Below are 24982 nucleotides of genomic sequence, written 5' to 3'. Positions count from 1 at the left end.
CTTTGCAATAGCCGAGGAAAACTCACCGACTCAGCATCAAATTGCCTGTCTAAATATGGGTAAAGTTGCTTGCTGACGACGACAAAAGTGAACACTACATGTCGAATTTGACACAATCTGTCGATCGTAAATCAACAGATGAAAACTACCTTGCGGCTCATCCACCCGAGCGCAGCGATCCATCTAATTTAAACGCCTTTGCCAGCCCAGTGCTCTGGTTAAGTGGTGGTTTCCTCGTCCTATTTGTTTTACTTGCTGTATTTGATACTTCCGCTCTGTCCAACGTCATTCAGGTTGGATTCTCAAAAGTAACCCTATGGTTTGGCCCGTTTTGGCAAGTGTTGCTGCTGGCTAACTTGGTGATAGGGCTCTACTTAGCATTTGCCAGAACTGGCGACGTCATTTTAGGTAATCGGGCTAAGCCTGAAATGGATACCTTTAAATGGTTGGCAATTATTCTATGTACTCTGCTTGCTGGTGGGGGGGTATTTTGGGCGGCTGCTGAGCCGATAGCCCATTTTGTGTCTGCACCGCCATTTTATGGTGAAGCACAAGGACGCACTCTGGCGATTAATGCCTTATCACAATCTTTTTTGCATTGGGGCTTTTTAGCTTGGGCAATACTGGGCACGTTAGCCGCAATTGTTTTGATGCACTTACACTATGATAAAGGCTTACCGCTACAGCCACGTACCTTGTTGTACCCAATCTTTGGTGATAAGGCGTTAACAGGTTGGATTGGCACCTTAACTGATACCTTCTGCATTATTGCCGTGGCCGCGGGAACTATTGGTCCTATTGGTTTTCTAGGCTTACAAATTAGTTATGCGCTCAATGCGTTATTTGGCGTGCAAGACACCTTGATGACCCAAAGTTTAGTGGTGGTGTTTGCCATTGCCATGTATACCTTGTCGGCATTAAGTGGCTTAAGTCGCGGTATTCAGCTTATTAGCCGTTACAACATTATTTTAGCGGCGGCGCTAATTGTGTTTATTTTACTGTTTGGCCCAACGGGCTTTATTGTTGATGGCTACTTACAGGGCGTGGCGCGCATGGTGAATAACTTTGTGCCTATGTCTTTGTATCGTGGTGATGCAGACTGGCTAAGCTGGTGGACAGTGTTTTTCTGGGGCTGGTTTTTAGGCTATGGCCCTATGATGGCAATCTTTATTGCGCGTATTTCTCGTGGTCGCAGCATTCGTCAGCTTATTTTGTCGATAGCGATTATAGCGCCGTTAATCACTTGTTTTTGGTTTAGTGTGGTCGGTGGTTCAGGGCTTGCTTTTGAGCTGGCAAATCCCGGCGTTATGGCCGATGCTTTTGCAGGCTTTAACTTGCCGGGCGTGTTGCTAGCGATTACCTCGCAGCTACCTATGCCAACCTTGATTGCGATTCTGTTTTTGATTTTAACCACTACCTTTATTGTGACTACGGGTGACTCAATGACCTATACCATTAGTGTTGTGGTTAGCGGCTCGACAGAGCCGAGTGGTGCGATGCGCGCATTTTGGGGGATCTTAATGGGGCTGGTAGCGATAGCCTTGATTGCAATGGGCTCTGGAGGGATTTCGGCCTTGCAGTCATTTATTGTTATCACCGCTGTACCTGTATCTTTTGTGCTATTGCCAACCTTGTGGCATGCACCCAAGATGGCCAAGCTGATGGCGGAGCAGCAACTTGGCAAAGCAGGGCTTATGCAATCTCAGTTGTCACAAGTGCAGTCGTCAAAAGTGCAGCGCTCAGAGGTAAACTCTTAATCGTCTGCACTTGTTATAGTGGTTGCTATTATCGCTAGCTTAAGAGCCTTAATGCTTTGAGTATTAAGGCTCTTTTTTATGGTTTACTGTTTATAGGTATTCCAGAACTAGTGTTATTGAGGTATCTATCTTTCCACCGCTGGTATTTTCTGTATGTAAGTTACTGCTAAAACTGAGTTGATTGGGGATACTATTTGTTGTTTGGGCATTTAATCTGTATCCACCTTTTAGGTTGACATTATCGCCTTCAATGTCTGTGAAGGTAATATAGGCGCCATCGGCGCAATCATCGTCATCACAGTTAAATAGCCGAGTGCCATCGGTACTAATTCTATCAGGTAATGAAGTGAAAGATAGTTTTGCACTATTTTTATACTCAGTTAAGGCATTGCCAGAGCAATCGGTTAACCAAACATCGAAAGGCTTACTAATGACGTCATCGCCTTTATCAATATTATCGCCAAAATCAATGGTTTTGTTAAATTGAGCCATAGTGCAAAGGCGAGCTTCGAGCGAGGGATTGGTAAATACTAAATTGAATATACCATACTTAAAGCTATATAAAGTGGGGGAGGTTCTTAGCTTAGATCTCAGTGGCATTGTGGGTAATATATGATCCCCCCCGTTTATGTCACCTATGCGTATGAGCTCGGCAAAAGGAGTGTAGTTCGCTGTGCCACTGAGAACTGTGCCACTGTCAAACTTAACAATGTAACCATTATCATAAGGATAAAGAGGTATTCCGCTATTGCAGACTTTTGCGTTACCATCACTTGCATAGAAGCGAATGCCAATTCCAGACAGGCCAGGTATGAGGCAAACCGTGTTATCACCTGACCAATAGTTAGCCCAAGTGCCTTCCCCAGTGGCGATATACATGGTTCTGGCAAAATTATAGGCGTTGCTTTGATAATCACAGGTAAAATCCCATGAGCCGCCTTCCATTTCGACTGTGGTTAGTATTCTTCCAACGGGCGTTGTTGGGTCAATATTGTTATCTTGGATCACGGCTCTTAAATTGTAATCTCCTTTTTCGTTACAGCGATAAAAACCAGTCGCGGCGTAAACTTTCGCAGAACTGAAAACTAAGTGACTTATGCTCAGCAGCATAAGTATGAGTAAAAAAGTGGATGGATTGCGGCAGCTGAAATTCTTTCTCATAACTTCACCTATATTTTTGTTAAATATTCACGATTGATTTCCTTATTTTGGTGAAAATACCATTGCAACATGTCGGCCTGAAATTAAGACTTATTAAAAGCTATTAAAATTGTTAACGATAAGCTGGAATGGGCTGTCTGCTTAGAAGATAGCTTTGCAGGTAAGCGTTTTTTTGTCAGTAAATGCGTAGAGAAATAAGGCACTTGCAGCCATCTTAGTTTGAACCGTGGCTTTAGAGGCAAAGTGCAATTTTACTTTGGCTGGCTAAGTAGGGGAATTACCAGCCGTGCGCAGTCGCTTACATCTCTTCGGTGACGGTACACATGCCTGTAAAGGCGGGTTGGTCGGCGACTTGCACCGTTGCACGTAATTCGTGATCAGCCAGTGGGTATTGGCCATAGGCTATATAGGTTGGAGTTTCGCTAATGTCTTGGCCATCAACACCATCTATGCGGTAGATATTGTTCAAAATCGGTGACTTATAGCTGCCATCAATACTGACTAATGCTTCATTTGAACGCAGTATTTCTATGTTTTTCATTACCACGTCATCGCCACCTTTGACCTTACAAATAAGATCACCAGCTTGAGCCACGCTGCTGAGTGCCGCGATGGTAATAGTGGAACCAATTAGTAGCTTACTCAATTTATTCATTCAATCTAGCCTCATCGATATAGTTGGTTGTGCTCAACTTAGCGCATTGCTGTGAGCCAAGCTGAGCTTAGGATTTGTAGCTGCATTTAAAATGCGTATTTACTGTCATAACAATTATGAGCGCATAGGGCTAAGAATAGTTCCCCGCAACCTACTGTCAATTTGCTAGATTTCGCTGTTGATTCAATAAATGAGACTTGAGTGCATTTTTGTCGGTCGACAATGGGATCTCTGTTGGTGGTTTTTAGCAAGTTTGCTGTGGCTTCGACGGGTGTGAAGCTTATATTAGTATAAGCTTCACTTTGTGGTTGAAGAGTTATTTAACCATTGCCCTAAGGGCTTTTGCATACGCCATTAGGTCGAACTGGTTCAGGTGTTCTGCCGCGTCAGTTGAGTTGTACTCGACTGCTCTCTCATTTAGGTAGTGCCAAGTTTCCTCTATATTTTCAGCAATTTCTGCTAATGGCAATTCAGCGCCTTTAGCGACTAGCTTAGATAGTGCCTCAAGGTGTGTTGGCCCAAAATTGTTTTCTACAATATATTCCCAATCGATATCGGCTAGTGCAGTTTCATTCGGAAGGTAGTCTTTAGCAATCTGTGGGTGTGAGTCTAACATCTGCGGCGCAATGGCGAACACGGCGCCAAATAGTGAGCCGTAATCTGCTACACAGCTATTATCGTTAACGCTGCAGTTTAGGTCTGCACCTCGAGCGAGTAAGCTGCTGACTATTTGCTGATTTTTAAGTTCGGTTTCATCAGTTTCATGGTCGAGTATTGCCGCACAGGCAGTGGCTAATGCTTGTGGAGAAAACGTTTGATAATGGCTGATTAGAAAATCATATAGTTGATACTCTGGATCGTCATTGCCATCGTAGACATGTTCTAAAAAGTTGTTGTGATCTAATTCGCAGCCTAGTTCTACCAAGTGCCTGATCATAGGCAAGAAAAAGTCGTTGCTAATGTGATAAACCATGTCATAGCAAGGTCCTACTGGTGCATCAGCAATGGTTAGGCTGCCATCTCGTGGATAGCGCTCAAGAATGCTGAACAGTGCTGCGGTTTTGCCGCGCCACTGTTGCTCGTTCCAGTCGTTCATATGCTGTTCTTTGTTGCGATATAATTGCAGGAAAATATCTTTATCGCTGAATACTCCTGCACCTCTGAGCTTATCGATTATGGTGATACCTTGCTCATCCTCATAGATACAGCTGAATTGACTTGCGGCGTCATTGGCTTTTAGCCATTCAAAATCGTTAGCCGCTATGTACTGCATTAATTCATTCTTTCCACGAATGGGCATGGTGACTCCAAATTTTATTTATGATTTTGCTCAGAGGGTTATAACGGGCTAGTTTATCCAAATAAAATGTACACACTAGTGCTAGCGGTGACTTTAGCTGTCTTTTTAATCTGTGTCTGTGATAAGTCACAGTCTACGGTGCAGAGGCGATATCAATATTTTATCTGTTGAGGATAGATTTAGTTTTGTTAAATCTGTATATTTTTGAGTCGTTTATTAGGTGTTAGTGTTTTGAACCTGCTTTAAAGAGCAAGATAAATCAGATGCAAAGGGACTGTATCATTATGGCGATAGTTACAGATATTAAGTTGTTGGCCGTTAACCCTGATGCGCATATTCAGGTGCTGCAATTAGCCGATTCAGCGCATTTGATTTGGGTTGTTGATGACTTTGTTGCAGACTTCGATACATTGGTCGATTACAGCAATAATCAGGCTTACTTTAACAAGCCCGGCAGGGATGGTACGCTTTTTCCGGGCATGCGTGATGAGATGCCCGATAGCTATTACACAACCTTATCTGCGATGATTGAGCAACTTGCATTACAACCACAAGGGCAGTGCTTCAAACGGCATCAAATCGCTAAATGTTGGCTGTCGAAAGTCACCTTAACTCCGCAACAATTAACCCCTAAACAAAAGATGCCACACTTTGACTCTTTGGTTGATCATTCTATGGCTGCTGTACATTACCTCAATGATGATAACTTAGGTGGAACCAATTTCTATCGCTATAAGCATACAGATAAGCTCGCTTTCGGTTTTGATGATAAAGAGATGATCTTGGACATGGTTGAAAGGGTTGAAAGTTCTGCTGAGCAGCGCTCAGGCTATATTAATGATAGCGATGACTTGTTTGAAAAAGTCTTTTCTATTGCAGCTAAACCTAACCGATTAGTGATCTATTCTGGCAATATTCTTCATAGTGCAAACATAACGGCTCAAGTCGAGTTTGATAAAAGTGCGCTGAATAATCGTACCTCAATCAATTCCTTTTTTAGTGTGCGTTAACAGACAAAGATTGATGCCGTTTGTTAAGATCGTCTTAACGGAAAAAGATCTTATACCTATATAACATCTTGATGTAACGCTGTTGTGGATGCTTGCTTATGCGCATTTTTCTTATTGTTATCATACTGATTTTGCAGGGCTGCAGCAGTCAGCCTACGCAAGACAGTACTGCTGTTAATACTCAGACGCTATTTGACCCATGGTGCCAATATGCGGCTGATGGATTAGCTGAGCAAATTAGCCCTAAATGTATCGATAATGCCGCTGCGGGCGATGCTGATGCGCTAACTAATTTGGCTTATCTCTATGCCAAAGGGATATTGGTTGAGCAAGATTTTGTGCAAGCAATGGCGTATTACCGTAAGGCGGCGCACCAAGGCATGCCCGAAGCACAATACTCACTTGCTGAGATGTATCGTGCAGGTCGAGTCGGCAATCCAAATTATGAGTTGGCGCGTTATTGGTATCAACAGTTAGCTAGTCAGGCTGTTGACCCGCAATTCCCAAGACATCAAGTCGATGCTCAATTTATGCTGGGTTTAATGCATTTTCAAGGCTTAGGTGACGCTGTTGATTTAAAGGCTGCACAGCATTGGTTAACGCTCAGCAGCAATAATGGTCACAGCGAAGCGCCATATGTATTAGGTAAGATCTATCTAGAGCACTATCACCAGCCTGAGCAGGCGTTGCAATGGTACCAATTGAGCGCAGAGCGGGAGTTTGCGCCGGCAATGCACCAAATTGGCATGATGTATATCGACGGCAAAGCGGGAGAGGTCAATGCTGTCAAAGCAACCACTTGGCTTGAGCGAGCCGCAAGTTTAGGTTTGGCCGAAGCGCAAGTTGATTTAGCTACCAGTGAATATAATGGTATGAATGGTGAGCCGGATTTTATCAAAATCTATGTTTGGTTAGATGCGGCGGCTGGCCAAGGTAATGCCATGGCTAAGCAACGGCTCGAATTTATTGCTGCTAAACTTAATCCACAACAATTAGTTAAAGCGCAGGCATTGAGTAAACAATGCAGTACGAGTCAATTTAAGCAGTGTAAGATCCTCAATTTAGCTAATTAATCATAGTAATTAACTGATGATTTTAATCTAGGCCTCAGGTTCGCTAATTATGATGAGCCGATTTGTTGTCTATTTTTGTGGTTTAAATAAGGATTTATTGTCTTGAATACTGTTAATTCAAATTCATCTCGCCGCAAACCTCTGATTGCTTTTGCTGTTGTGGCTTCTATCGTGGCGCTGTTTGTGGCTTTAGTCATGGTGATGCCTAAAGGCTTTAAGTCAACCCATGAAGAGATAGGTACAGGTAAACCGGCGATCGTTTTTGTTTATGATAATGGTTTAGCGATGAGTAATAGCCAGACGGAGCAGATGAACGAAGCCCGTGATTACCTCGGTGACTCGGTATATTTTCTGATTGCGACAACTGGCACACCTGAGGGCGATAAGTTGATCCGCCAACACCGCGCCGACTCAGCTGAGTTACTATTATTTGATGCGTCAGGTAAGCTAACGAAAAGACAATATGGCCTAAAGACTGCGGGCGAGTTAGTTATGTGGGTAGAGTAAGCTTAATAACTGCCATGACAGCAAGCTGTCAGTTGTTTAACTGAAATAAAAAAACCATCCACTTCAACATATTGTCATGTTAACAGCGGATGGTTTTTTACTTTACGGTTTATACGTTATTAACCGTAAATGCACAGGTAAGCGGTTTGAGTCGCTACTTTTACTTGAAACTTTGCATTGCCAATAACGTTAAACTGTTCACCAGCGTTAAAGGTTTGCCATTCAGTTTGCCCTGGTAGCAATACTGTTAATGCGCCAGAAATCACCTGCATCACTTCAGGTGCAGCAGTACCAAATTCATATTCACCTGCTTCCATTACGCCTACAGAGGCTGGCTTGTCAGTGCCCGCGAAAGAAATAGACTTAACCTGACCTTCAAAATATTCATTAACCGCTAACATTATTATTCCTCGTGATAAGAGCGTTGAGCATGGCTAAACAGAGTGAGTTTAGCGCCCATAGCTCAACAGCGGGATAGTATCACTTGCTACCGCACAACAATACTCTCTAATCGGTGATTGATATGAAACTAAGCAATGTGTTGCAAAGGCGACTTTTGATAAAGAAAATTTTTCATATAACAGATAAATCTTATTGAGTGTGATCCCCTAGCTGTTACCTTTATCGTGGGCGAAAAAGTTGTAAATAGTCCTAAGGCAAAAGGCTTTATCTAAAACCGTAGAAATAGACAATTGTTCTATTGTTGAAAAGGATATTTTTACATTAAATTCAAAGTGTAATGCTAATGCGCTATGTTGACTTGTTACTCGCTTGTAATAAGATGTTTTTTCAAGGATAGAAAGACGGAGCAGAGATTTTATGGACGCCATGGTTAATAAGCGCAAAAAGCGATTCACTATTCGAGTGACCGTGGTGGGGATCTTTATTCTAGCAACTGTGCTAACCGCCGCGATTGCGATTGGCTTGCAGTATTATTTTAGTAAAGCAATGGCAACGGATTCTGCGGTGAAGCTTTATGATCTTACAGCTAAAAATACCAGCAGCTACTTAACGCAAGTCGACAATCAAGCGGTTAATGCCGTTCACTTACTTTCTAACCTTGATGCACTATCAATTAATGGTGGCGTTAACCTTGAAACTCGGCGTGTATTTGCCGAAATCATGCGCACGAATACACTGTTTTATGCGTTATATATTGGTACTCCCAATGGTGATTTTTACGAATTAATTAATCTCGATGCGCACCCTATTATCAGAAAGCAACTCAATGCCTCTCATCTTGACCGTTGGGTAATGATTGAGATCCACGGTGAGGGAGAGCTAAGGCAGCGAACCCAGTCTTATTTTGACGACCAATTTACCTTGAGGATTAAATATAGTGAGCCCAGTGAATATGATGCGAGGGTGAGGCCTTGGTTTATTAATGCTAACCAACAAACGGTTTCTAAAACTGAACCTTATTTATTTCAGCATCTACAATCTCCCGGGCAAACTTATTCAATTAAATTAGCTGAAACGGGCGCGGTATTAGCCTTAGATATTGCCTTATCAACGCTTTCTGATTACTTAGTGATGCAAGGCAAAGATGGCAATGCAGCTAGCGACAAAAAGATATATCTCTATAAGCAAAGTGGTGAGCTCATTGCGTCTAACCAAGTGCAGCAGACAACAATTAATATTCCTGCATCGCAGCCATTATCGTTAACAGCAAAGCAGCGGGAGCTGATCGCGAGAACTGAACCATTAAAGGTGTCGAACGAAACTGATTGGGCGCCCATTGATTTTGCCATCTCAGGCATGCCTCAGGGCTACAGTATCGATTTACTCAACCTAGTGGCTGATATGACAGGGTTAGAGCTTAGGTATATCAATGGTTTTAGCTGGGTTGAGCTAACCGAAAAGTTTAAAAAGCAAGAACTCGCGATGCTGCACTCAGTGATTAAAACCGATGAAACAAGCTTACTCGGTCAGTTTAGTGATCCGTTTGTTGAACTACCTTATGCCATAGTGACTCAGCCAGATCTGGCGCCAATAACCCATATAGAGCAACTGTTTGGTAAGCAGCTCGCCATACCAAAAGGTTGGTCAATTGTTGAGGTCATTAAAACTAACTACCCACAAATCGAGGTGGTTGAAATGGCTTCAACCTATGCCGTGTTGCACGCAGTGGAAGAGGGGGAAGTTTATGCTGCGCTAGATAACAGCATTATTTTGCATTACATCGCCAAGCAATTTTTTGTTGAGAATATTCAATACCATGAGCAGGTTGATTTCGCGCCGCTGAAAGTCGAAACCGGCTTGCGCATAGTGCTTACCAAACATGACGCTGAGCTAATTGAGATAATTAACTTAGCTTTAGCCAATATTACCGCTGAGCAAAAACAGGCATTGAGTGCTAAATGGTTTGCCAGTGGTAAGAAACAAGACTTAACCACCAAAGGCACAGTGCCTTTTGCTGAGTTAATTGAGCTTGCGAAAGCCCCCAGCAAACAGCGTAAATTAGTGCAGCGTGAGATCAATGGTGTTAAAGAGTTTCTGTATGTGACCCCTTTTGGTGGGAGTTCAGCGGGGAGCCAAGAATACTTTGCTATTGTCGTGCCAGCCAAAGAGCTGTTGGCAGCGAGTGTCGATAAAGTGCAGCAATCCATTTTGTTCACCAGTTTATGCTTATTACTGATTTTCCCCGTTTCTTGGGTTTTCTCATCGCCAATTATTCGACCAATTAAGTTATTAGAAAAAGAAAATAACAAGATTAAAAATCGTCAGTATGACGATGTCATTAAAGTGGACTCTAATATTACCGAGCTTGATGAACTGGCTCATTCGATGATGGAGATGTCGAGCTCAATTAGAGAGTATGAAGAAAATCAAAAAGAGTTAATGGAGTCGTTTATTAAACTGATCGCACAAGCGATCGATGATAAATCTCCCTATACCGCAGGACATTGTAATCGAGTGCCAGAACTTGGACTCATGCTGGTTGCTGCAGCTGAAAAGTCACAAGCTGCGCCATTTAAAGACTTTAAGTTTAACTCGCTTGATGAGCATCGTGAGTTTAGGATCGCAGCTTGGCTACACGACTGCGGAAAAATCACTACGCCAGAATATATTGTCGATAAAGGCACTAAGCTTGAGGCGGTTTACAATCGTATTCATGAAATACGCATGCGCTTTGAGGTGCTGTGGCGTGACGCTGAAATAACCTGTTTACAGCAAATCGCGTCGGATACAGATAACGAAGCAGGTTATCGTGCCGAGCTGGCCAGCAAGCAACAGCAGTTAACTCAAGACTTTGAGTTTATTGCTACTGCCAATATTGGTGGTGAGTTTATGGGGCAAGAGGCAAAAGAGCGCTTGGCGGAGTTAGCTAAGCTGACTTGGCAGCGCCACTTCGATGATAGACTGGGCTTATCGCCGGTTGAAGAGCTTAATTTGAGCGAGCGCCTTGATGCTGAAGTTTATCCGGTAACGGAACAGCTGTTACGGGATAAACCTGAGCATATTATTAAACGTATCAGTGAAGTGAACTTTGATCCTAAGTTTGGCATTAAGATGACCATACCTAAGGATCAATATAATTTAGGTGAGCTGTATAACCTGTCGATCTCACGTGGCACTTTGACCGCAGAAGATCGATTTAAGATCAATGAGCACATTACCAGCACGATTAAGATGCTGGAGAATCTGCCGTTTCCACCAGAACTGGCACGTGTGCCGCGTTATGCATCGACCCACCATGAAACCTTAAAAGGTACCGGATACCCTCGCAAACTCAGTGCTGAGGATTTATCGATCCCTGAGCGGATCTTAGTGATAGCGGATATCTTTGAGGCATTAACTGCAGCAGATAGGCCGTATAAAAAGGCAAAACCGCTGAGTGTTGCAATTGATATCTTGCATAAGATGGCACTGGATGAGCACCTCGACATGGATCTATTTAAGCTATTTTTATCTAGCGGGATCTATTTGGAATACGCCAATAAGTTTCTTTCTCCTGCACAGATCAATGAAGTGGATATTGCTAAGTATCTATAGTGATAATGAGTAATCCACTTCTAACTCTTGATTGCGCGGCAGCTAGCTTCAATCGATTTATTGCGATTGATAGGCTGCCAGTCTAGTTAATTCTGAGCATTTTTTGGCGCTCTTTAGTACTGCGATAACTTATGTAGCTTAGGCAGACAAAAGTTGCGGCAGAGACCAAATAGAGTTTTTGCAAACTGTCCACAATCGGCAACAATGGGAATTCATTTTGATTAAGCATATTCAGGCAGCTAAGCAGTAATAAAAGGCTCGATAAGATCATAAATTGACTACTTGATGAAAGGTTCTCTGTTTTGCACACAAGCATCGCGAGATATATGCTGCTCCAACCAATGATCGCTCCTAAGGCGACATCGATTGGCCAGTGAGCACCAACTGCAATTCGCGATAGTCCAACAAGGGTTGCTAAAGCGACAAAAAATATTCGACTCAATCGTCTTGTTGAAGACAAGAAGGCGATGCTTGCAAGTAGGAAAATCGTCGCGGTATGGCCTGAAGGAAAGCTTTTGCTGTAGCGGGCATCACCAATAATATTTATCTGGGTTAACAAGGCCGCAGGTCTCGAAGCATCAAAGTAGCTTTTGAGGAAGTGAGTTAATATAAGGCAGATAATGGCAGCCAAAATGGCACGTAAAATCCAGTTTGGTTTAAAGCAAAGTATGATGACTAATATGCTACCTGTGACGACACCATTTCCCATATCGGTAATGCTGGCAAGTAGTTCAGGACTAAAGTGCTGACCAGCTTGGTTGATTTGCCAGAAGTAGGCGTTGTTAACCCCTTCTTTCATTAGCAACAAGAATATCGTGCACACAGAAAATAATACCCATAAATAACCAACATCATGGGAAGGAGGTTGGTTTTTTTGTTGCGGATGTGCGCTTGCAGTATGGTTTAAATAGCGCCCTGAGTTATTCATGTTTTCCCCTTTACTAAGCCTTGTTTGCGCACATGTTATTGCTTAGCAGGTGAAATAAATGTCATCGTATTAACAGCAAATAATGTGCATAAAAATGAGTATTAAAGGTGATTAGTCAGTACGTCTCATGATGTATCTTTAACATCGCAGTGAGTGTTATTTGTGTGCTGAGCGTTATTCTCATCGCTAACAACGATTAATCTTTAATCAAAAAAAGTCATTGTTGAATAGCATTCAAATGGTAGAATGCGCAGCTCGGTGAATTGCTAGCTGAATAATGACGTTTTTTTCACAGCATATCGCCTACAACACCCGATTCTTCTTCACTATTAATTCGAGCATTTATGAAACGGATTTTATTGTTAACGCTTTTGGCACTGTCGAACCAAGCTGCTGCTGTTGAACCTTTGTTTGAAACCCCAAAAGATATGCAGCCGACTTGGATTGATGACATTTTGTCAGTATTTGGCGCAGACGGTGAGTTTGACCAAAGCAAGCCTATTGATATGAGTTATTTGCCAACAGCTTATTACACGCCTGAAAAGAAATTTGGTGTGGGCTTGTTGATGGTAGGTCTATATAAAACCGACGGTTCATCGAGTGAGGAACAGCCTTCATCTATCGTGCTTAACTCATTTGTATCGATGAATAATTCTTACGGTGTTGAAGTTGAAAACATGACCTTTTTCAACGGCGGTAAACAACGTTTGCAGTTGGGGTTAGAGCTGCATAATGAGGCGGCAGTGTATTATGGCCAAGGAATTGAACAAGGTAACATTGACGCCAATCACCATGAATTTGAAGAGCAAGTTTATAGTTTTAAACCTGTCTACATGACAGAAGTCGCTGATAACTATTTTTTAGGCTTAGGCGCTGATTTTACCTATGCGAGTGCTGATAAATTAGAGTTAGTTGAAACTGGTTTGCCAGTGGATTCAAGTGAGATCTTACCCGATAACTTCAGTAGTGGTGTCAAGCTAACCAGTATTTACGATTCTCGTGATTACCGTTTGAATGCCACTCAAGGTTGGTTATTTCAAATCGATGCAGGGCTTTATCACAACAGTGAGTATTCATCGTTTTCAACTTACGATGTTGAGCTAGCTAACTATATTGATTTAAGTAAAACCTCATTGCTAAGTAATGCACCAGGTTTGATTGCATGGCAAGTTCAAGGCCATTTTACTAATGGCGATGTGCCATGGAATATGCTGCCAGATCTTGGTGGCTCAGGTGCCATGCGTGGTTATATCAAAGGGCGTTATCGTGACAAACAGATGATGATGGGCCAAGTTGAATATCGTCTGCCGATTTTCCAGCGTTATGGCATGGTATTTTGGGGCGGGGTAGGCAGTGTTGCTGATAAGGTGAGTAACTTAAATGAAGAGCTATTGACCTCTTACGGCACAGGTTTCCGCTTTAAGATTAAAGATAACATCAATTTACGTGTCGATATTGGTGTGGGTGAAAACGAAACCAACTTCTACTTGAACGTTAACGAAGTGTTCTAGTATGCAAGCAACTTTGACCACAATGGCTTATTGCTGTGTTAGCTCATTATTGCTGCTGATGTCGACTGTTGCCGACGCTGCTGCACAGCAAACGCCTGCGCAGTGCAGTCGCCATGCTGAATATGATATTTATCTTAGTGGTATCCATACAGGAAGCATGAGCCGCACTGAAACTTGGCAAGGTAAAACGGCGGTTGTTAACTCTAGCAGTAAAGCCAGTATTTTAGGTATTGGTACTCGCTATCAGCAACGGGCTGAATTAGTTTGGTCAAATGAGCGGCAGCAGTGGCTGACGCAAAAGTTTCATCAAAAGGTGAGTGGCTTTCGTGCGCGTGACATGCATGCTAGCTTTAGCGCCAATGGGCTTGAATCTGAAGTGGATGTTGACGGTGAGCTAGACAGCTATCGTTCTAACGATATTCCGCTGCGTGACGTTGATACCTTAGCGATTCAAATACGTGAGTTTCTAATGCAAGGTCGACAGCAGTTTCGCTTAATTCGCCAAGCATCAGATGCGATAGAGCCGTATCAGTATTATGTACAGCCTAAACAGACTAAAAATATTGCGCCTTGGGGGGAGTTATCTTTGATCCCTGTTGAGCAAACTGGCACAGAGGAAGTGACTTACTACTTTGCACCGGAGCTTGATTATCAGCTAATTCAAGCGCGTTATCACGGCATTATTTTACGCGGTTTGATTGAACTGAACCAATACACTTCATCTTGTGATTAATACTCATTGGTACAAGCCAGCAAAGGTTAACTTCGCTGGCTTTTATCAGCTGCTTAATTAAATAAGGCTAGAAAGCTGCGGGTTGTCGCTTAGTTTTACGTTAGGAACCACCAAAATATTGCTTCTTAGTCGCTGCAGTATTGCTTCAGCAGTATTACCAATAATTTGCCCTAAAATGCCTTTGTGTTGTCGTACTCCCATCACGATATACTCAGCTTTTAAGCGGCAGCTGAGCTCAAATAAGCACAGATCAGCATCACCAATTAGAATATGTACCTGCTCAGGCGGTAAGCCTATCAGTTCAATCTCTTGCTTGTGACTTAGGTAAGCCTCTTTCACTAGGTGTTGGGTATTAACAACATCCATGTCCCGCAATAACTTAGGTAAACGGATCACAAACCCTAAATGCAGTTTGGCACCTGTTGCTTTGGCAAGTTGTTTGGCTTGTTTGATTACCGCGTGGTTTAACGCCAGTTTGTCAGGGTTGTTACTACCAAGATCAACGGCCATTAAAATCGAATTAGCACGTCTGACTAAGTTATTACTCATCAGCATTAACGGCACTTGGGTATTGCGGATCAGTTGCCAATCTGTCGGTTGCAAGTGCTCAGGCTCTGCTAACGATTTTAGCATCATGGCATATTCATCTGCGTTGACTTGGCCACAAGCATGTTCACTAAGATTTTTACACCAAACTGCATGATGTGGAACTTGCTCGGCACCGAGCTGGGTTAACTCAGTTTCTACGTTCTTCTCGGCTTCGTTGAGTATTTGCAGCCGCACTGACGCTGCGATACGTGGATTATAGTAGGCATCACCACTGAACGATTCATAGCAATAGCTCATCACCTCCGGACTTACACCTAACTGATTAGCGAGCAACACCCCAGCACTAATAACATCGTTTTTGGCTTGATGCTTTTGTGAAATGATAAACATTCTATCCATGAGTACACCCTCAAGATTGTTGAGATTTTAAAATAGCAAAACTGGCTATTTAGTCCTTGATCTTTATCATGAAAAAGAACAAGATTTGTACAGTATCACTAGTGGTTTCGAGACGTATATGGCCGCTGATCAATTTATTCTCTCGCTATGCCTGATCCTCTTTTTTGGTAAACTTTTTGGTAGTTTATTTAAGTATTTTGGGCTGCCAGCCGTTGTTGGTGAAATACTCGCTGGGTTGGTATTAGGCCCAACGCTTTTTAATCTTGTTCTTCCCCATCCAACCTTAGCAGTACTGGCCGAGTTAGGCGTGATTTTGCTGCTGTTTTCTATCGGTTGTGAAACTTCTATTAAACGTTTACATCAAGCTGGTGGCCGCGCTGCCAAAGTCGCTGTTGCTGGCATATTAGCCCCTGCAATTGTGATCGGGCTAAGCAGCGCCCTGTACCTTACCGATTCGCTGTTTACTGCTGTCTATTTGGGTTGTGCCTTAACGGCCACAAGTATCGGTATTTCTTTGCGGGTACTCAATCAAGCCAAACAAGCGCAAACTTCTGTTGGTAACATCATTTTAGGCGCGGCAGTGATTGATGATATTGCCGGGGTGATTTTACTCAGTGTGTTATTTAATTTTGCCAGTCATGGGGCGTTGGACATAACCAGTACCTTACTACTCATCGCCAAGGTTGGTTTATTCCTATTTATCGCACCACCTTTAGCACGTGCTTTACTGTATCTTGCCCGTGCAATCAAACCTGTGGCAGATAAATCTGGCTATGAAGTGATTATTGCCATGGTGCTTATTTGCTTCTTTGCTTGGCTAGCACACGCATTTGGCGCGCCAGCCTTGTTGGGGGGCTTTGCTGTCGGTATGGCGTTAAGTCGGCAGTTTGTGTCTCCGATAAACCATTATTTAGTTAATCCCTTTAATTTTACTCACAAAATGGAGCAGTCGACTAAAGCTTTAGTGGATGTATTTGCACCGATCTTTTTTGTGTATGTTGGCATTAGTCTTGATTTAAGTCAGCTTGATTACAGCTTAGGCGGTATTTTACTGCTGGTTTGGTTATCGATATTAGCCATTTTCAGTAAGTTAATCGCTGGCTGGTTTGCCGCAAAAGCATGGCGCACAAAAGTGGTGGTTGGCAGCGCTATGGTGCCTCGAGGTGAGGTAGGGTTAGTGTTTGCTGAACTTGGCCTGCAAATGAATATTATTGATAGCAAGCTGTTTACTGAGTTGGTGGTGATTATTGCTATCACCACGTTGATCGGCCCAATGCTGCTTAAATGGAGCTTGAAAAGACTGCCTCACACCCAGCCGAGTTAAGCTAAATATCTGCCGCAGGATCTGAGTTTTCTGTGCTTTGTTGGGGTCGCTGTTACTTTGATTTAGCAAAGATAAAATTTAATTAATTATCGTTTTTAGCCAATCTCCAATATAAATGCGCTTAACTTTTATTAATGCGTAATATTTTGGAGCTATTGACCGAGCTGAGTGATGACATTGAACAATGATCTCAGTTGTGGAAGATAAAACACACGATGGAATTTTTGCTTGAACCACAAATATGGATTGGCTTAATTACCCTTATTATTATCGAGATCGTTTTAGGTATCGATAACCTTGTTTTCATTGCTATTTTAGTTAAAAAACTACCGCCAGAGCAGCGTGATAAAGCCAGAACAATTGGCTTGTCTTTAGCGCTAATTATGCGCCTTGGTTTGCTGAGCATTGTTTCTTGGCTCGTGACGCTAACCCAGCCGCTATTTAGTATTTATGATTTAAGTTTCTCTACCCGAGATCTGATTTTAATCATTGGTGGTTTATTCCTGTTATTTAAAGCGACTCACGAATTACATGAGCGTTTTGAAGGCGATATCAACCAACAGCAAGGCGCTAATGTTTATGCTAGCTTTGGTGTGATTATTGCGCAGATCTTAGCCCTAGATGCGGTATTCTCATTAGACTCAATTATTACTGCTGTGGGTATGGTTGATAGCTTAGCTGTGATGATGATTGCGGTTATTGTGTCGATGATTGTGATGCTATTAGCCTCTAAGTCGATCACTAACTTTGTTAACGCGCATCCTACGGTTATCGTGCTGTGTTTAAGCTTCCTATTGATGATTGGCTTTATCTTGGTGGCTGAAGGTTTTGGTTTCCATATTCCTAAAGGATATTTATATGCGGCGATTGGTTTCTCATTACTGATTGAGATGTTTAATCAGATGATTAGCTCAAGTCATGCGAAGCACGCAGAGCGTGTGCCACTGCGTCAGCGCACCACTGAAGCGATTTTCAGACTGATGGGCAGTAAGCATTACAACCAACATGATGACGATGAAGATGCTGAGCCTGCACCGGTGAGTTTTGGTGATGCAGAGCGTGAGATGGTCACTGGCGTATTATCATTATCTGAGCGAAATGTGCGTACGGTAATGACTCAAAGAAGTGAAACCGTATGGTTAAACACTGAAGATAGCAACGATAAGATTAAACAGACGATCAAAAACAGTCGTCATCAGATCTTCCCTGTGTGCACAGGTTCACTTGATAACTTAATTGGTATCGTGCGCAGCAAAGACTTGCTGTTGGGCATTGAAGCGGGTGAAAACTTAGCGGATATTGCAGCCGCTTTTCCTGCGTACATTGTGCCTGATAGCATTAACGTTATTCGTTTACTTGATGGCTTTAGAGAGTCGAGAGCGGGCATGGCGGTCTTGGCTGATGAATTCGGTAGTATTCAAGGTATCGTGACCCTACACGACTTACTCGAGTCGATAGTGGGTGAGTTCCCTGATATTGGTGAAACACCAGAGATCAGCGTATGTAATGACGGTTGGCTAGTAAAAGGTTCAACTTCATTACATGACTTAGAGTACCGCTTAGAGACTATCGGCTTAATTGATAAGCAGCAGGAATACATTACCGTTGCCGGCTTATTGTTGGCGCTGAATTCAACCATCCCTAAAGTCAGTGATGTGATTGAATTTGCTAAACTGAAGTTTGAAATCGTTGAGGCTGACGAGTTTAAAGTGTCTTTGGTTAAGGTGAGTCACTTACCGGTTAATTAACTGGTTTGAAACAAAAAGGGTCTGCATTGCAGACCCTTTTTTATGTCGTGCTTTACAGCATCAACAGATAAGCAATAAAGATCAGTGATAAGCCATAGATTATCGGGTGAACTTCACGGCCTTTACCCGCTACTAACATGGCAAATGCATAGCTGATAAAGCCCATTGCCATGCCGTTAGCTGGCGAGAAGCTTAAAATAGTGAACATAATGGTAAAGAAAGCGGCAATACATGATGGCTTATGATCCCACTGAATATTACCTAGGCGACCTACCATATAAATACCAACAACAATCATTGCTGGGGCGACAATTGCAGTAGAAAACATAGAAAACACTGGGTAGCAAAATAGTGCCAGTAGGAATAAACAGGCGGTTGCTACAGCGGCTAAACCGGTTTTTGCACCTTGGGCTGAGGCAATACCAGACTCTGAGAATGCGGTGATCGAGGTGGTGCCTAACACACTACCAATAACCGTACCGCCAGCGTCAGCAACCAATGCAGAACGTGCATTTGGCACCTTACCATCTTTATCGATAATGCCAGCATCTTTACCTACGCCAACAATAGTTGATAAGCCATCGAAAAAGTCGACAATAAAGAAAATAATCACGATAAATAGCAGGTCAAATAGCTTATCAAGGGTAAGAAACTCAAAGTTAAATACCTTACCAAAGCTAGGCTCTATGCTTGGTGGCAGGCTAAACCAAGTTTCAGGAATAGGCGCAAATTTAGTGCCTAATACTGCGTCGCTTAACAGAGTTAGGGTAATTGAGGTCATAAAGGCGATAAACGTTGCCAGCTTGATATTGCGTACCATGCAAGCAACAGCGACAAATAAGCTGATAAAGGCAATGGCCACCTGCGGCTTACTAATATCCCCCATGCTAACCAGTACCACAGGATTTGCCACAATAATCCCTGCGTTTTTAAGGCCTAAAAAGGCGATAAACAAGCCCAGAGATACGGTAATGGCGAGCTTGAGATCTTCTGGGATCGACTCAATCATCTGTTTGCGGATCTTGGTCATCGAGAAGATCAAATACACCACACCTGATAAGAAGATACCGAATAGGGCTTCGTGCCAAATCAGTGCGACAGAGCTTGATGCCAGCATGCCTTTGAAGAATCCGTTCATGCTCATGCCCGGTGCTAACATCACCGGATAGTTGCCAAAGAAGCCCATTATCAATGTGGCTAATGCCGCTGCGATAGCTGTAGCGGTGAAGATAGCACCTTTATCCATGCCATCAATACTGCCTAAAATTGCTGGGTTCACTGCCAGAATATAGCTCATGGCTAAAAAGGTAATAAAGCCTGCGTACAGCTCAGTGCCAATATTGGCATTACGCTTAGAAAGCTGGAAGGTATTTTCCATAAAACGGGACTTGCCCGCACGTTGAAGTAAGCTAGAGATCGCCACAGTGATGCCTTATTAATGTTTATTGATGCGCTCTTTAAAGCGCTAAGGGTTCAATACATTTATTGGCAGATACCACTGGGCTGCCAAAGCATAATAGCCATTTGGCAACGGACGGTGATTGAGCTGTAGTCACAAGATTAGGTCTTGTGGTAGAGACTTCTGGACCAAATTTCCAGCGATATACAGCACAATAAATTGTTGGCGCGGATTGTACGCAAGCATATGAGTTGCGCAAACAATTGCAAAAAAAGTGTGCACTGGATCGCTGTTTTTTCAGCGAAGAAAAACAGTAATGGGGTCAAACCTTAACTAAGTGGTTCGAATCTATGGTTGACTACAGCAGGTTAAATTAACTCAGTTGTTCAGGCCTCTTGTGGTGTGAATTAGCGTTTGCTTTGAGTTTTTGATTAATGCTGTTAATCAGCGCTGGAGCGACTGACGCGACAATCATGCCGCCCATCAACAGGTATTGATACCAAGAGAAAGATTCACCGAGTAACAACAGACCCGTGACAATGCCGGCAATGGGATTCGCGATACCACCAAAAGTAAAATCCACTACGCTCATACGCTGTAATAACCATACGTATAGACCGTAACCCAGCACAGTATTGAGGAGGATGATCCATGCCAGTCCTGCACTACTGCGCCAATCGATTTGTTGCACGGCGGCAATATAGGTGTCGCTTTGATAACTCGCATGCAGTGCCGCAACAATCAGCAGTAAGCCACCGCCGATAATCAATTGCCAGGTCAGCACAGTCCACCAATGAATGCGGCTGCCGAGTGTTTTAGTGATAGTGCTGCCTATGATGATGCAGCTAATGGCGGCCAACATAGCAACTAAGCCAACTGGGTTTAAACTGATAGATTGTGGATCAAATAGTAACCAAGCAAATGCGATAATCATCGCTCCCGATAAGGCTTGCAGTAGGTTAGGACGCTGTTTGCTCACTAGCCAGTGAAATAGCATGGCAAAAACAGGCACAGATACCATACCGACACCCGATATTGCTGAAGGTAGGGTTAGCGCCATGACAAAAATAAGGCTAAAGAACAGCGCAATATTAATTGCACCGAGTTTGAGTAAAATCGGCCAGTCAGTTTTGCTCGGTAAGCTGGGTTTTATCAACAACAAAATTAACCCTGCCGGTAATGCCCGTAGGGCACCTAAAAGTAGTGGCGGCCAGTCAGGTAGCGTGAACTGGGTTACTGCATAGGTTGTTCCCCAAACAAATGCGGGGATCATGGCAAGGACAATATTCATAAAATACCTTTTTATAAAGTATCTTTATGTAAAGATACTTTATTGTGGATCGCGGCTTTAGTTTTGTAAAGAATCTTTTTATGAAGTATCTTTGCGTTAAGTTTATTTGGCGCTATGCGATTGAGGCGAAAGAAAGCAAAAATGGAAGATATTGATAAGCTGGTGGCGCAATGGGGCAAAGAAAAGCCGCACTTAGACACATTACCCATGGCGATTTTTGGCCGCATAATGCGTTTGCAAAAACATATTGAAACGCAAATTGCAGCTTGTCATAAACAGTATGGCCTGACGATGGGAGAGTTTGATGTACTCGCCACCTTACGTCGTTCAGGTGAGCCACACTGCTTGACGCCTTCGGCATTATTGTCAGCGATGATGCTGACTTCAGGTGCGATGACTAATCGCTTAGATAAGCTTGAATCTAAAGGTTTAATTGAGCGGGTACACAGTAAGGAAGATCGTCGTAGCGTGTCTGTTGGCTTAACTGAGCTGGGTTTTAATACCATAGATCAAGCCATTGAAGAGCATGTGAAGGTGCAACATCAATTAGTTGAGCAGCTATCTGAGCAGCAAAAACCAGAGTTAAACTCGCTGTTAAAAACCTGGTTAGCCTCTTTTGAGTCCTAATACCAAATAGTATAAGAACTTGCTCTACTCAGAGCGATTTTGGCAAACAAATTCAAGGCGAATAACTGAATTAGTTTGCCCTTGTGAAGGTATAACAACAGCGCCAAGGCTCAAAGGTCAGCAAATTGCTGACCTTTTTTATGCCTGATAGTCATGGCCATCTAGGTTGGCTAATTGACTGTTTTATAATTGGTATTACTCACAGTTTGGAATCCATTCCGCAGGTATAACTCTTGGCTTTAATTAATCCCGTCCAAAATAAGTCTGCCGAAACAAGGAAAGCTATTTGCTATGAAAGCGCTTGGATTTAAACAAACCATTACCTTGGCCATTGTGGCATTAGTCTCTGCTAGTTTGTTAATTGCAAACTGGCTCTCATATCAATCGCTTAAGCAAGACACTATCAATTATGTACAAACCAGCTCACGGACGATGACTCACTATGAAGCCACAACAATAGCTGATTGGTTTAACAATAAAGCGACAGCAATAGTGACGCTGGCAGAGCAATATAAGCGTGGTGAGTTACATCAATATGTAGATTTTGCCCGCTTTACCAAGCAAGCAAGTGGTCTGTATTCCGTTTTTTGGGGATTTGAGGATGGCAGCTCTTATGCCAGTGTTGCTGATGATGCGGTGTGGCGTGATGGCGTTGCAGACACCACTAAGTATGACCCTAGGCCGCGTGGCTGGTATCAGCTAGCTCGCGCAAATTCTCAAGCTGTGCTGACGGATATCTATACCGATGTGGTGACTAAGCAGCCAGTGATTTCAGTGGTAACAAATATAGGCGATGGTGTGTTATCGGGAGATATTGGTCTTGAGATATTAGCTGATACGGTTGAGCAAATAGAGTTTCCCGGTGCGGTTGCAGCAATTATCGATCATCAAGGTAAGGTGTTAGCTTCGTCCTCTTCACGTTTTGAAGTTGGCGCCAGCCTTAGTGACTCAGGACTTAACCAGTTACAGCGGAATATCGTCAATAGCAACACCTATAGTGGTAGTTACCAAAACGACGGTAAGCACAACTTAGTCTTTAGTGAGTCCATCCCTTTACTTGGAGATCAACAGTGGTATTTGTTTATCAGTGTTGATGAAAGTGTGGCTTTTGCAGGTTTAAATGAGTCGCTTAAAGATGCGATTTTAACCTCTATCGTTATGTTGCTAGCCAGTATTGCTTTGGCTTTATCAGTTCTTAATCGTTTATATCGGCCGATTTTACACCTTAAGGAGGTTGTAATTGCCCTGTCGAATGGCCAAGCAGATCTAACTAAACGTTTGCCTGTGACCAGTAAGGATGATTTGGGAGAGATAGCCTCCGGGATTAATCGGTTTGTGGCCAATCTACAAGAGTTGATGCAACAGGTTGCCAGTGGTTCACGAGAAATTGCGCAAAGTATTCAGCATTTACATCAACATACCGATGATAATGCTAGCGTACTTAACCAGCATGTAATGGAAACAGAGCAAGTGGTTACCGCAGTGGAAGAGATGAGCGCAACGGCAATGGACGTGGCTAACAATACAGCTAACGCTTCTCAGGCTGCGGTGTTAAGCAATAATCAAGTGACTCAAACAAATGCAATAGTGGTTAGCACCCAGCAAACTGTTGAGCGTTTGATTGAGGATGTTGAAGCAACCGAGCTTAATATCAGCAATGTCGCTCAAGATGCCATTAGCATCACTAAAGTCTTGCAAGTGATAGGTGATATTGCCGAGCAAACCAATTTACTGGCACTGAATGCTGCAATTGAAGCGGCAAGAGCTGGTGAGCAAGGTCGTGGCTTTGCTGTGGTCGCTGACGAGGTGCGGGCGCTGGCAGCCAGAACTCAAGTGAGTACCACTGAGATCGCGCAGACTTTGGATCAGTTGCAAACAGGAGTGAACAATGCAGTGAATGCCATGAAGCAAACTAAACATACCTGCGAACAAGCAAGCGCTGCGACAACTGAAGTCAGTGATAACTTGGCAAAAGTGGTTGAATCAATCGTTGAGGTTAACGACTTAAATACTCATATTGCCACTGCAGCTGAAGAGCAAAGCGCGGTTTCAGACGAAGTCAGCCGTAATATGAATGCCATCCGTGACATGGTTGTGTTGCTAGATGACAATGGTAAGTCAACATTGGAAGAAACCGATAGGTTAACGACTGCCAACCAAAAGCTAATAGCAGTTGTTGATAAGTTTACAGTAGCCTAAATTCAAGTCCCCTCTATACTTATTGATATTACGGTTAGCGATATCGCTAACCGTTTTCTTTTTAATTAGCAGCTCCCCTTAGGCTGCATGCCGCAGCAGCGAGTGCCTCACAAACCTAGCCAAATTTAGCTTAATTTAAGCCACCGAAGTGGATAGCGCGGCATAAATCAATTGTTATTAACAGACTAGTATTTGAATTAAGTTGAATATATATTTTAATGTATATATGATTTTGCGTATGTTTGGTGGTTTAATTAAGGTGTACAGTAATTGGATGCTACTGTTTTAAAGGGTTCAACGGAATAACTGACTTAAGTAAACCTCATAGAGTAGAGGGGATAAGTGATGATAGTGATCCACCACAATCCAGAGTGTGGCACATCAAGAAATGTGCTTAGCGTGATCCAGCAAGCTGGCTATGAGCCAGTTATTATTGATTACAAACAACAAGGTTGGACTAAACCACAACTGCTTGGTTTATTCGCTGCGGCAGATCTAACGCCAAAAACAGCGTTAAGAGTGACTAAGTCACCTGCCAAAGAGTTAGGCTTGCTTGAGGATAATGTGTCTGATGAACAGATTTTAGCGGCAATGCTGCAATATCCAATCTTGGTTAATCGCCCGATAGTGTGCACTCCTAAAGGGGTTAAACTATGTCGTCCAAGCGAAGCAGTACTAGATTTGCTAGATAAATGGCCAAAAGGTCCATTCAGTAAAGAGGATGGAGAGTTGATTATCGATAGTCATAACCAGCGCGTTAGTAGTTAATGCAAAATGGCGATTGCTAGCTGTCAACAAAACAAGGCCTTGTCATC

Annotated in this window: 20 protein-coding genes and 1 riboswitch; of the genes, 12 read left to right on the top strand and 8 right to left on the bottom strand. The window is 43.0% G+C overall.

Translation table 11 applies throughout. The features are described from left to right. Positions 1-98 precede the first annotated feature (98 nt). Positions 99-1757 (top strand): BCCT family transporter, encoded by a 1659-nt coding sequence (locus L884_RS0105385; protein WP_028766526.1) that lies wholly within the window; start codon positions 99-101, stop codon positions 1755-1757. Between the two features lie 90 nt (positions 1758-1847). Here L884_RS0105385 and L884_RS0105380 read toward each other — a convergent pair whose 3' ends face one another. From L884_RS0105380 to L884_RS0105370, 3 genes are all read right to left on the bottom strand, one after another. After that, the gene (locus L884_RS0105380; RefSeq protein WP_156925656.1) at positions 1848-2918 is read right to left on the bottom strand and encodes a hypothetical protein; all 1071 of its coding nucleotides are present in this window, start codon (positions 2916-2918) and stop codon (positions 1848-1850) included. 298 nt (positions 2919-3216) lie between these two features. Continuing rightward, positions 3217-3573, bottom strand: a complete 357-nt coding sequence (locus L884_RS0105375) for a hypothetical protein (RefSeq protein WP_028766524.1) — start codon at positions 3571-3573, stop codon at positions 3217-3219. 316 nt (positions 3574-3889) lie between these two features. Beyond that, positions 3890-4873 (bottom strand): hypothetical protein, encoded by a 984-nt coding sequence (locus L884_RS0105370; protein ID WP_028766523.1) that lies wholly within the window; start codon positions 4871-4873, stop codon positions 3890-3892. 284 nt (positions 4874-5157) lie between these two features. Here L884_RS0105370 and L884_RS0105365 point away from each other — a divergent pair, with 284 nt between their 5' ends. The 3 genes from L884_RS0105365 (at position 5158) to L884_RS0105355 (ending at position 7463) form a co-directional block, all read left to right on the top strand. Next, on the top strand, positions 5158-5883 hold the full coding sequence (locus L884_RS0105365) for a DUF6445 family protein (protein WP_028766522.1): 726 nt from the start codon (positions 5158-5160) through the stop codon (positions 5881-5883). 98 nt (positions 5884-5981) lie between these two features. Continuing rightward, positions 5982-6956: a tetratricopeptide repeat protein gene (locus L884_RS21805; protein ID WP_051435551.1), complete on the top strand. Its 975-nt coding sequence runs from the start codon at positions 5982-5984 to the stop codon at positions 6954-6956. Positions 6957-7058: 102 nt separating this feature from the next. Continuing rightward, positions 7059-7463 (top strand): hypothetical protein, encoded by a 405-nt coding sequence (locus L884_RS0105355; protein ID WP_028766521.1) that lies wholly within the window; start codon positions 7059-7061, stop codon positions 7461-7463. A 119-nt stretch (positions 7464-7582) separates the two neighbouring features. On the opposite strand, the gene ppnP is transcribed toward L884_RS0105355, so the two are convergent. After that, complete coding sequence (ppnP, locus tag L884_RS0105350; protein WP_028766520.1) at positions 7583-7864, bottom strand: pyrimidine/purine nucleoside phosphorylase; 282 nt, start codon at positions 7862-7864, stop codon at positions 7583-7585. Positions 7865-8282: 418 nt separating this feature from the next. Between ppnP and L884_RS0105345 the strand changes: the two genes are divergently transcribed. Next, positions 8283-11459 carry an HD domain-containing phosphohydrolase gene (locus tag L884_RS0105345; protein WP_028766519.1) on the top strand — a complete coding sequence of 1059 codons (3177 nt, stop codon included), beginning with the start codon at positions 8283-8285 and terminating at the stop codon, positions 11457-11459. Between the two features lie 82 nt (positions 11460-11541). Here the strand turns inward: L884_RS0105345 and L884_RS21800 are convergent, their stop codons facing one another. Continuing rightward, positions 11542-12387: a phosphatase PAP2 family protein gene (locus L884_RS21800; RefSeq protein WP_051435550.1), complete on the bottom strand. Its 846-nt coding sequence runs from the start codon at positions 12385-12387 to the stop codon at positions 11542-11544. A 344-nt stretch (positions 12388-12731) separates the two neighbouring features. On the opposite strand from L884_RS21800, the gene L884_RS0105335 reads away from it, so the two are divergent. Further along, the gene (locus L884_RS0105335; RefSeq protein WP_028766518.1) at positions 12732-13898 is read left to right on the top strand and encodes a BamA/TamA family outer membrane protein; all 1167 of its coding nucleotides are present in this window, start codon (positions 12732-12734) and stop codon (positions 13896-13898) included. 58 nt (positions 13899-13956) lie between these two features. Continuing rightward, entirely contained in the window at positions 13957-14631 is a 675-nt protein-coding gene (locus L884_RS0105330; protein ID WP_245603079.1) for a hypothetical protein, read from the top strand. Between the two features lie 57 nt (positions 14632-14688). Here the strand turns inward: L884_RS0105330 and L884_RS0105325 are convergent, their stop codons facing one another. Then, positions 14689-15579, bottom strand: a complete 891-nt coding sequence (locus L884_RS0105325; protein WP_028766516.1) for a universal stress protein — start codon at positions 15577-15579, stop codon at positions 14689-14691. Between the two features lie 118 nt (positions 15580-15697). Here L884_RS0105325 and L884_RS0105320 point away from each other — a divergent pair, with 118 nt between their 5' ends. Beyond that, positions 15698-16903, top strand: a complete 1206-nt coding sequence (locus tag L884_RS0105320) for a cation:proton antiporter (RefSeq protein WP_028766515.1) — start codon at positions 15698-15700, stop codon at positions 16901-16903. Positions 16904-17118: 215 nt separating this feature from the next. After that, positions 17119-18651, top strand: a complete 1533-nt coding sequence (locus L884_RS0105315) for a TerC family protein (protein ID WP_028766514.1) — start codon at positions 17119-17121, stop codon at positions 18649-18651. A gap of 52 nt (positions 18652-18703) precedes the next feature. On the opposite strand, the gene L884_RS0105310 is transcribed toward L884_RS0105315, so the two are convergent. Both L884_RS0105310 and L884_RS0105305 read right to left on the bottom strand, forming a co-directional pair. Then, positions 18704-20074 (bottom strand): NCS2 family permease, encoded by a 1371-nt coding sequence (locus tag L884_RS0105310; protein ID WP_028766513.1) that lies wholly within the window; start codon positions 20072-20074, stop codon positions 18704-18706. 106 nt (positions 20075-20180) lie between these two features. Then, positions 20181-20280: riboswitch (purine riboswitch) on the bottom strand. Positions 20281-20423: 143 nt separating this feature from the next. After that, positions 20424-21341 carry an EamA family transporter gene (locus tag L884_RS0105305; protein ID WP_028766512.1) on the bottom strand — a complete coding sequence of 306 codons (918 nt, stop codon included), beginning with the start codon at positions 21339-21341 and terminating at the stop codon, positions 20424-20426. 141 nt (positions 21342-21482) lie between these two features. Between L884_RS0105305 and L884_RS0105300 the strand changes: the two genes are divergently transcribed. The 3 genes from L884_RS0105300 to L884_RS0105290 all read left to right on the top strand — a co-directional run bounded on the left by L884_RS0105300 (position 21483) and on the right by L884_RS0105290 (position 24935). Next, a complete protein-coding gene (locus L884_RS0105300; protein ID WP_028766511.1) occupies positions 21483-21968 on the top strand; it encodes a MarR family winged helix-turn-helix transcriptional regulator in 486 nt (161 codons plus the stop codon). 291 nt (positions 21969-22259) lie between these two features. Continuing rightward, entirely contained in the window at positions 22260-24167 is a 1908-nt protein-coding gene (locus tag L884_RS0105295; RefSeq protein WP_028766510.1) for a methyl-accepting chemotaxis protein, read from the top strand. Positions 24168-24512: 345 nt separating this feature from the next. Next, entirely contained in the window at positions 24513-24935 is a 423-nt protein-coding gene (locus L884_RS0105290) for an arsenate reductase family protein (RefSeq protein ID WP_028766509.1), read from the top strand. Positions 24936-24982 lie beyond the last annotated feature (47 nt).

Origin of the sequence: Shewanella fidelis ATCC BAA-318 (assembly GCF_000518605.1) — a bacterium.
Classification (GTDB): Bacteria; Pseudomonadota; Gammaproteobacteria; order Enterobacterales; family Shewanellaceae; genus Shewanella; species Shewanella fidelis.
This window is presented reverse-complemented; position numbering and strand designations above follow the sequence as displayed.

Coding starts and splice junctions, on each gene's coding strand:
- L884_RS21805 (WP_051435551.1), top strand. CDS start 5,982: ATGCGCATTTTTCTTATTGTTATCATACTGATTTTGCAGGGCTGCAGC.
- L884_RS0105295 (WP_028766510.1), top strand. CDS start 22,260: ATGAAAGCGCTTGGATTTAAACAAACCATTACCTTGGCCATTGTGGCA.
- L884_RS0105330 (WP_245603079.1), top strand. CDS start 13,957: ATGTCGACTGTTGCCGACGCTGCTGCACAGCAAACGCCTGCGCAGTGC.
- L884_RS0105305 (WP_028766512.1), bottom strand. CDS start 21,341: ATGAATATTGTCCTTGCCATGATCCCCGCATTTGTTTGGGGAACAACC.
- L884_RS0105375 (WP_028766524.1), bottom strand. CDS start 3,573: ATGAATAAATTGAGTAAGCTACTAATTGGTTCCACTATTACCATCGCG.
- L884_RS0105365 (WP_028766522.1), top strand. CDS start 5,158: ATGGCGATAGTTACAGATATTAAGTTGTTGGCCGTTAACCCTGATGCG.
- L884_RS0105345 (WP_028766519.1), top strand. CDS start 8,283: ATGGACGCCATGGTTAATAAGCGCAAAAAGCGATTCACTATTCGAGTG.
- L884_RS0105300 (WP_028766511.1), top strand. CDS start 21,483: ATGGAAGATATTGATAAGCTGGTGGCGCAATGGGGCAAAGAAAAGCCG.
- L884_RS21800 (WP_051435550.1), bottom strand. CDS start 12,387: ATGAATAACTCAGGGCGCTATTTAAACCATACTGCAAGCGCACATCCG.
- L884_RS0105380 (WP_156925656.1), bottom strand. CDS start 2,918: ATGAGAAAGAATTTCAGCTGCCGCAATCCATCCACTTTTTTACTCATA.
- L884_RS0105335 (WP_028766518.1), top strand. CDS start 12,732: ATGAAACGGATTTTATTGTTAACGCTTTTGGCACTGTCGAACCAAGCT.
- L884_RS0105385 (WP_028766526.1), top strand. CDS start 99: ATGTCGAATTTGACACAATCTGTCGATCGTAAATCAACAGATGAAAAC.
- L884_RS0105320 (WP_028766515.1), top strand. CDS start 15,698: ATGGCCGCTGATCAATTTATTCTCTCGCTATGCCTGATCCTCTTTTTT.
- L884_RS0105370 (WP_028766523.1), bottom strand. CDS start 4,873: ATGCCCATTCGTGGAAAGAATGAATTAATGCAGTACATAGCGGCTAAC.
- L884_RS0105315 (WP_028766514.1), top strand. CDS start 17,119: ATGGAATTTTTGCTTGAACCACAAATATGGATTGGCTTAATTACCCTT.
- L884_RS0105325 (WP_028766516.1), bottom strand. CDS start 15,579: ATGGATAGAATGTTTATCATTTCACAAAAGCATCAAGCCAAAAACGAT.
- ppnP (WP_028766520.1), bottom strand. CDS start 7,864: ATGTTAGCGGTTAATGAATATTTTGAAGGTCAGGTTAAGTCTATTTCT.
- L884_RS0105290 (WP_028766509.1), top strand. CDS start 24,513: ATGATAGTGATCCACCACAATCCAGAGTGTGGCACATCAAGAAATGTG.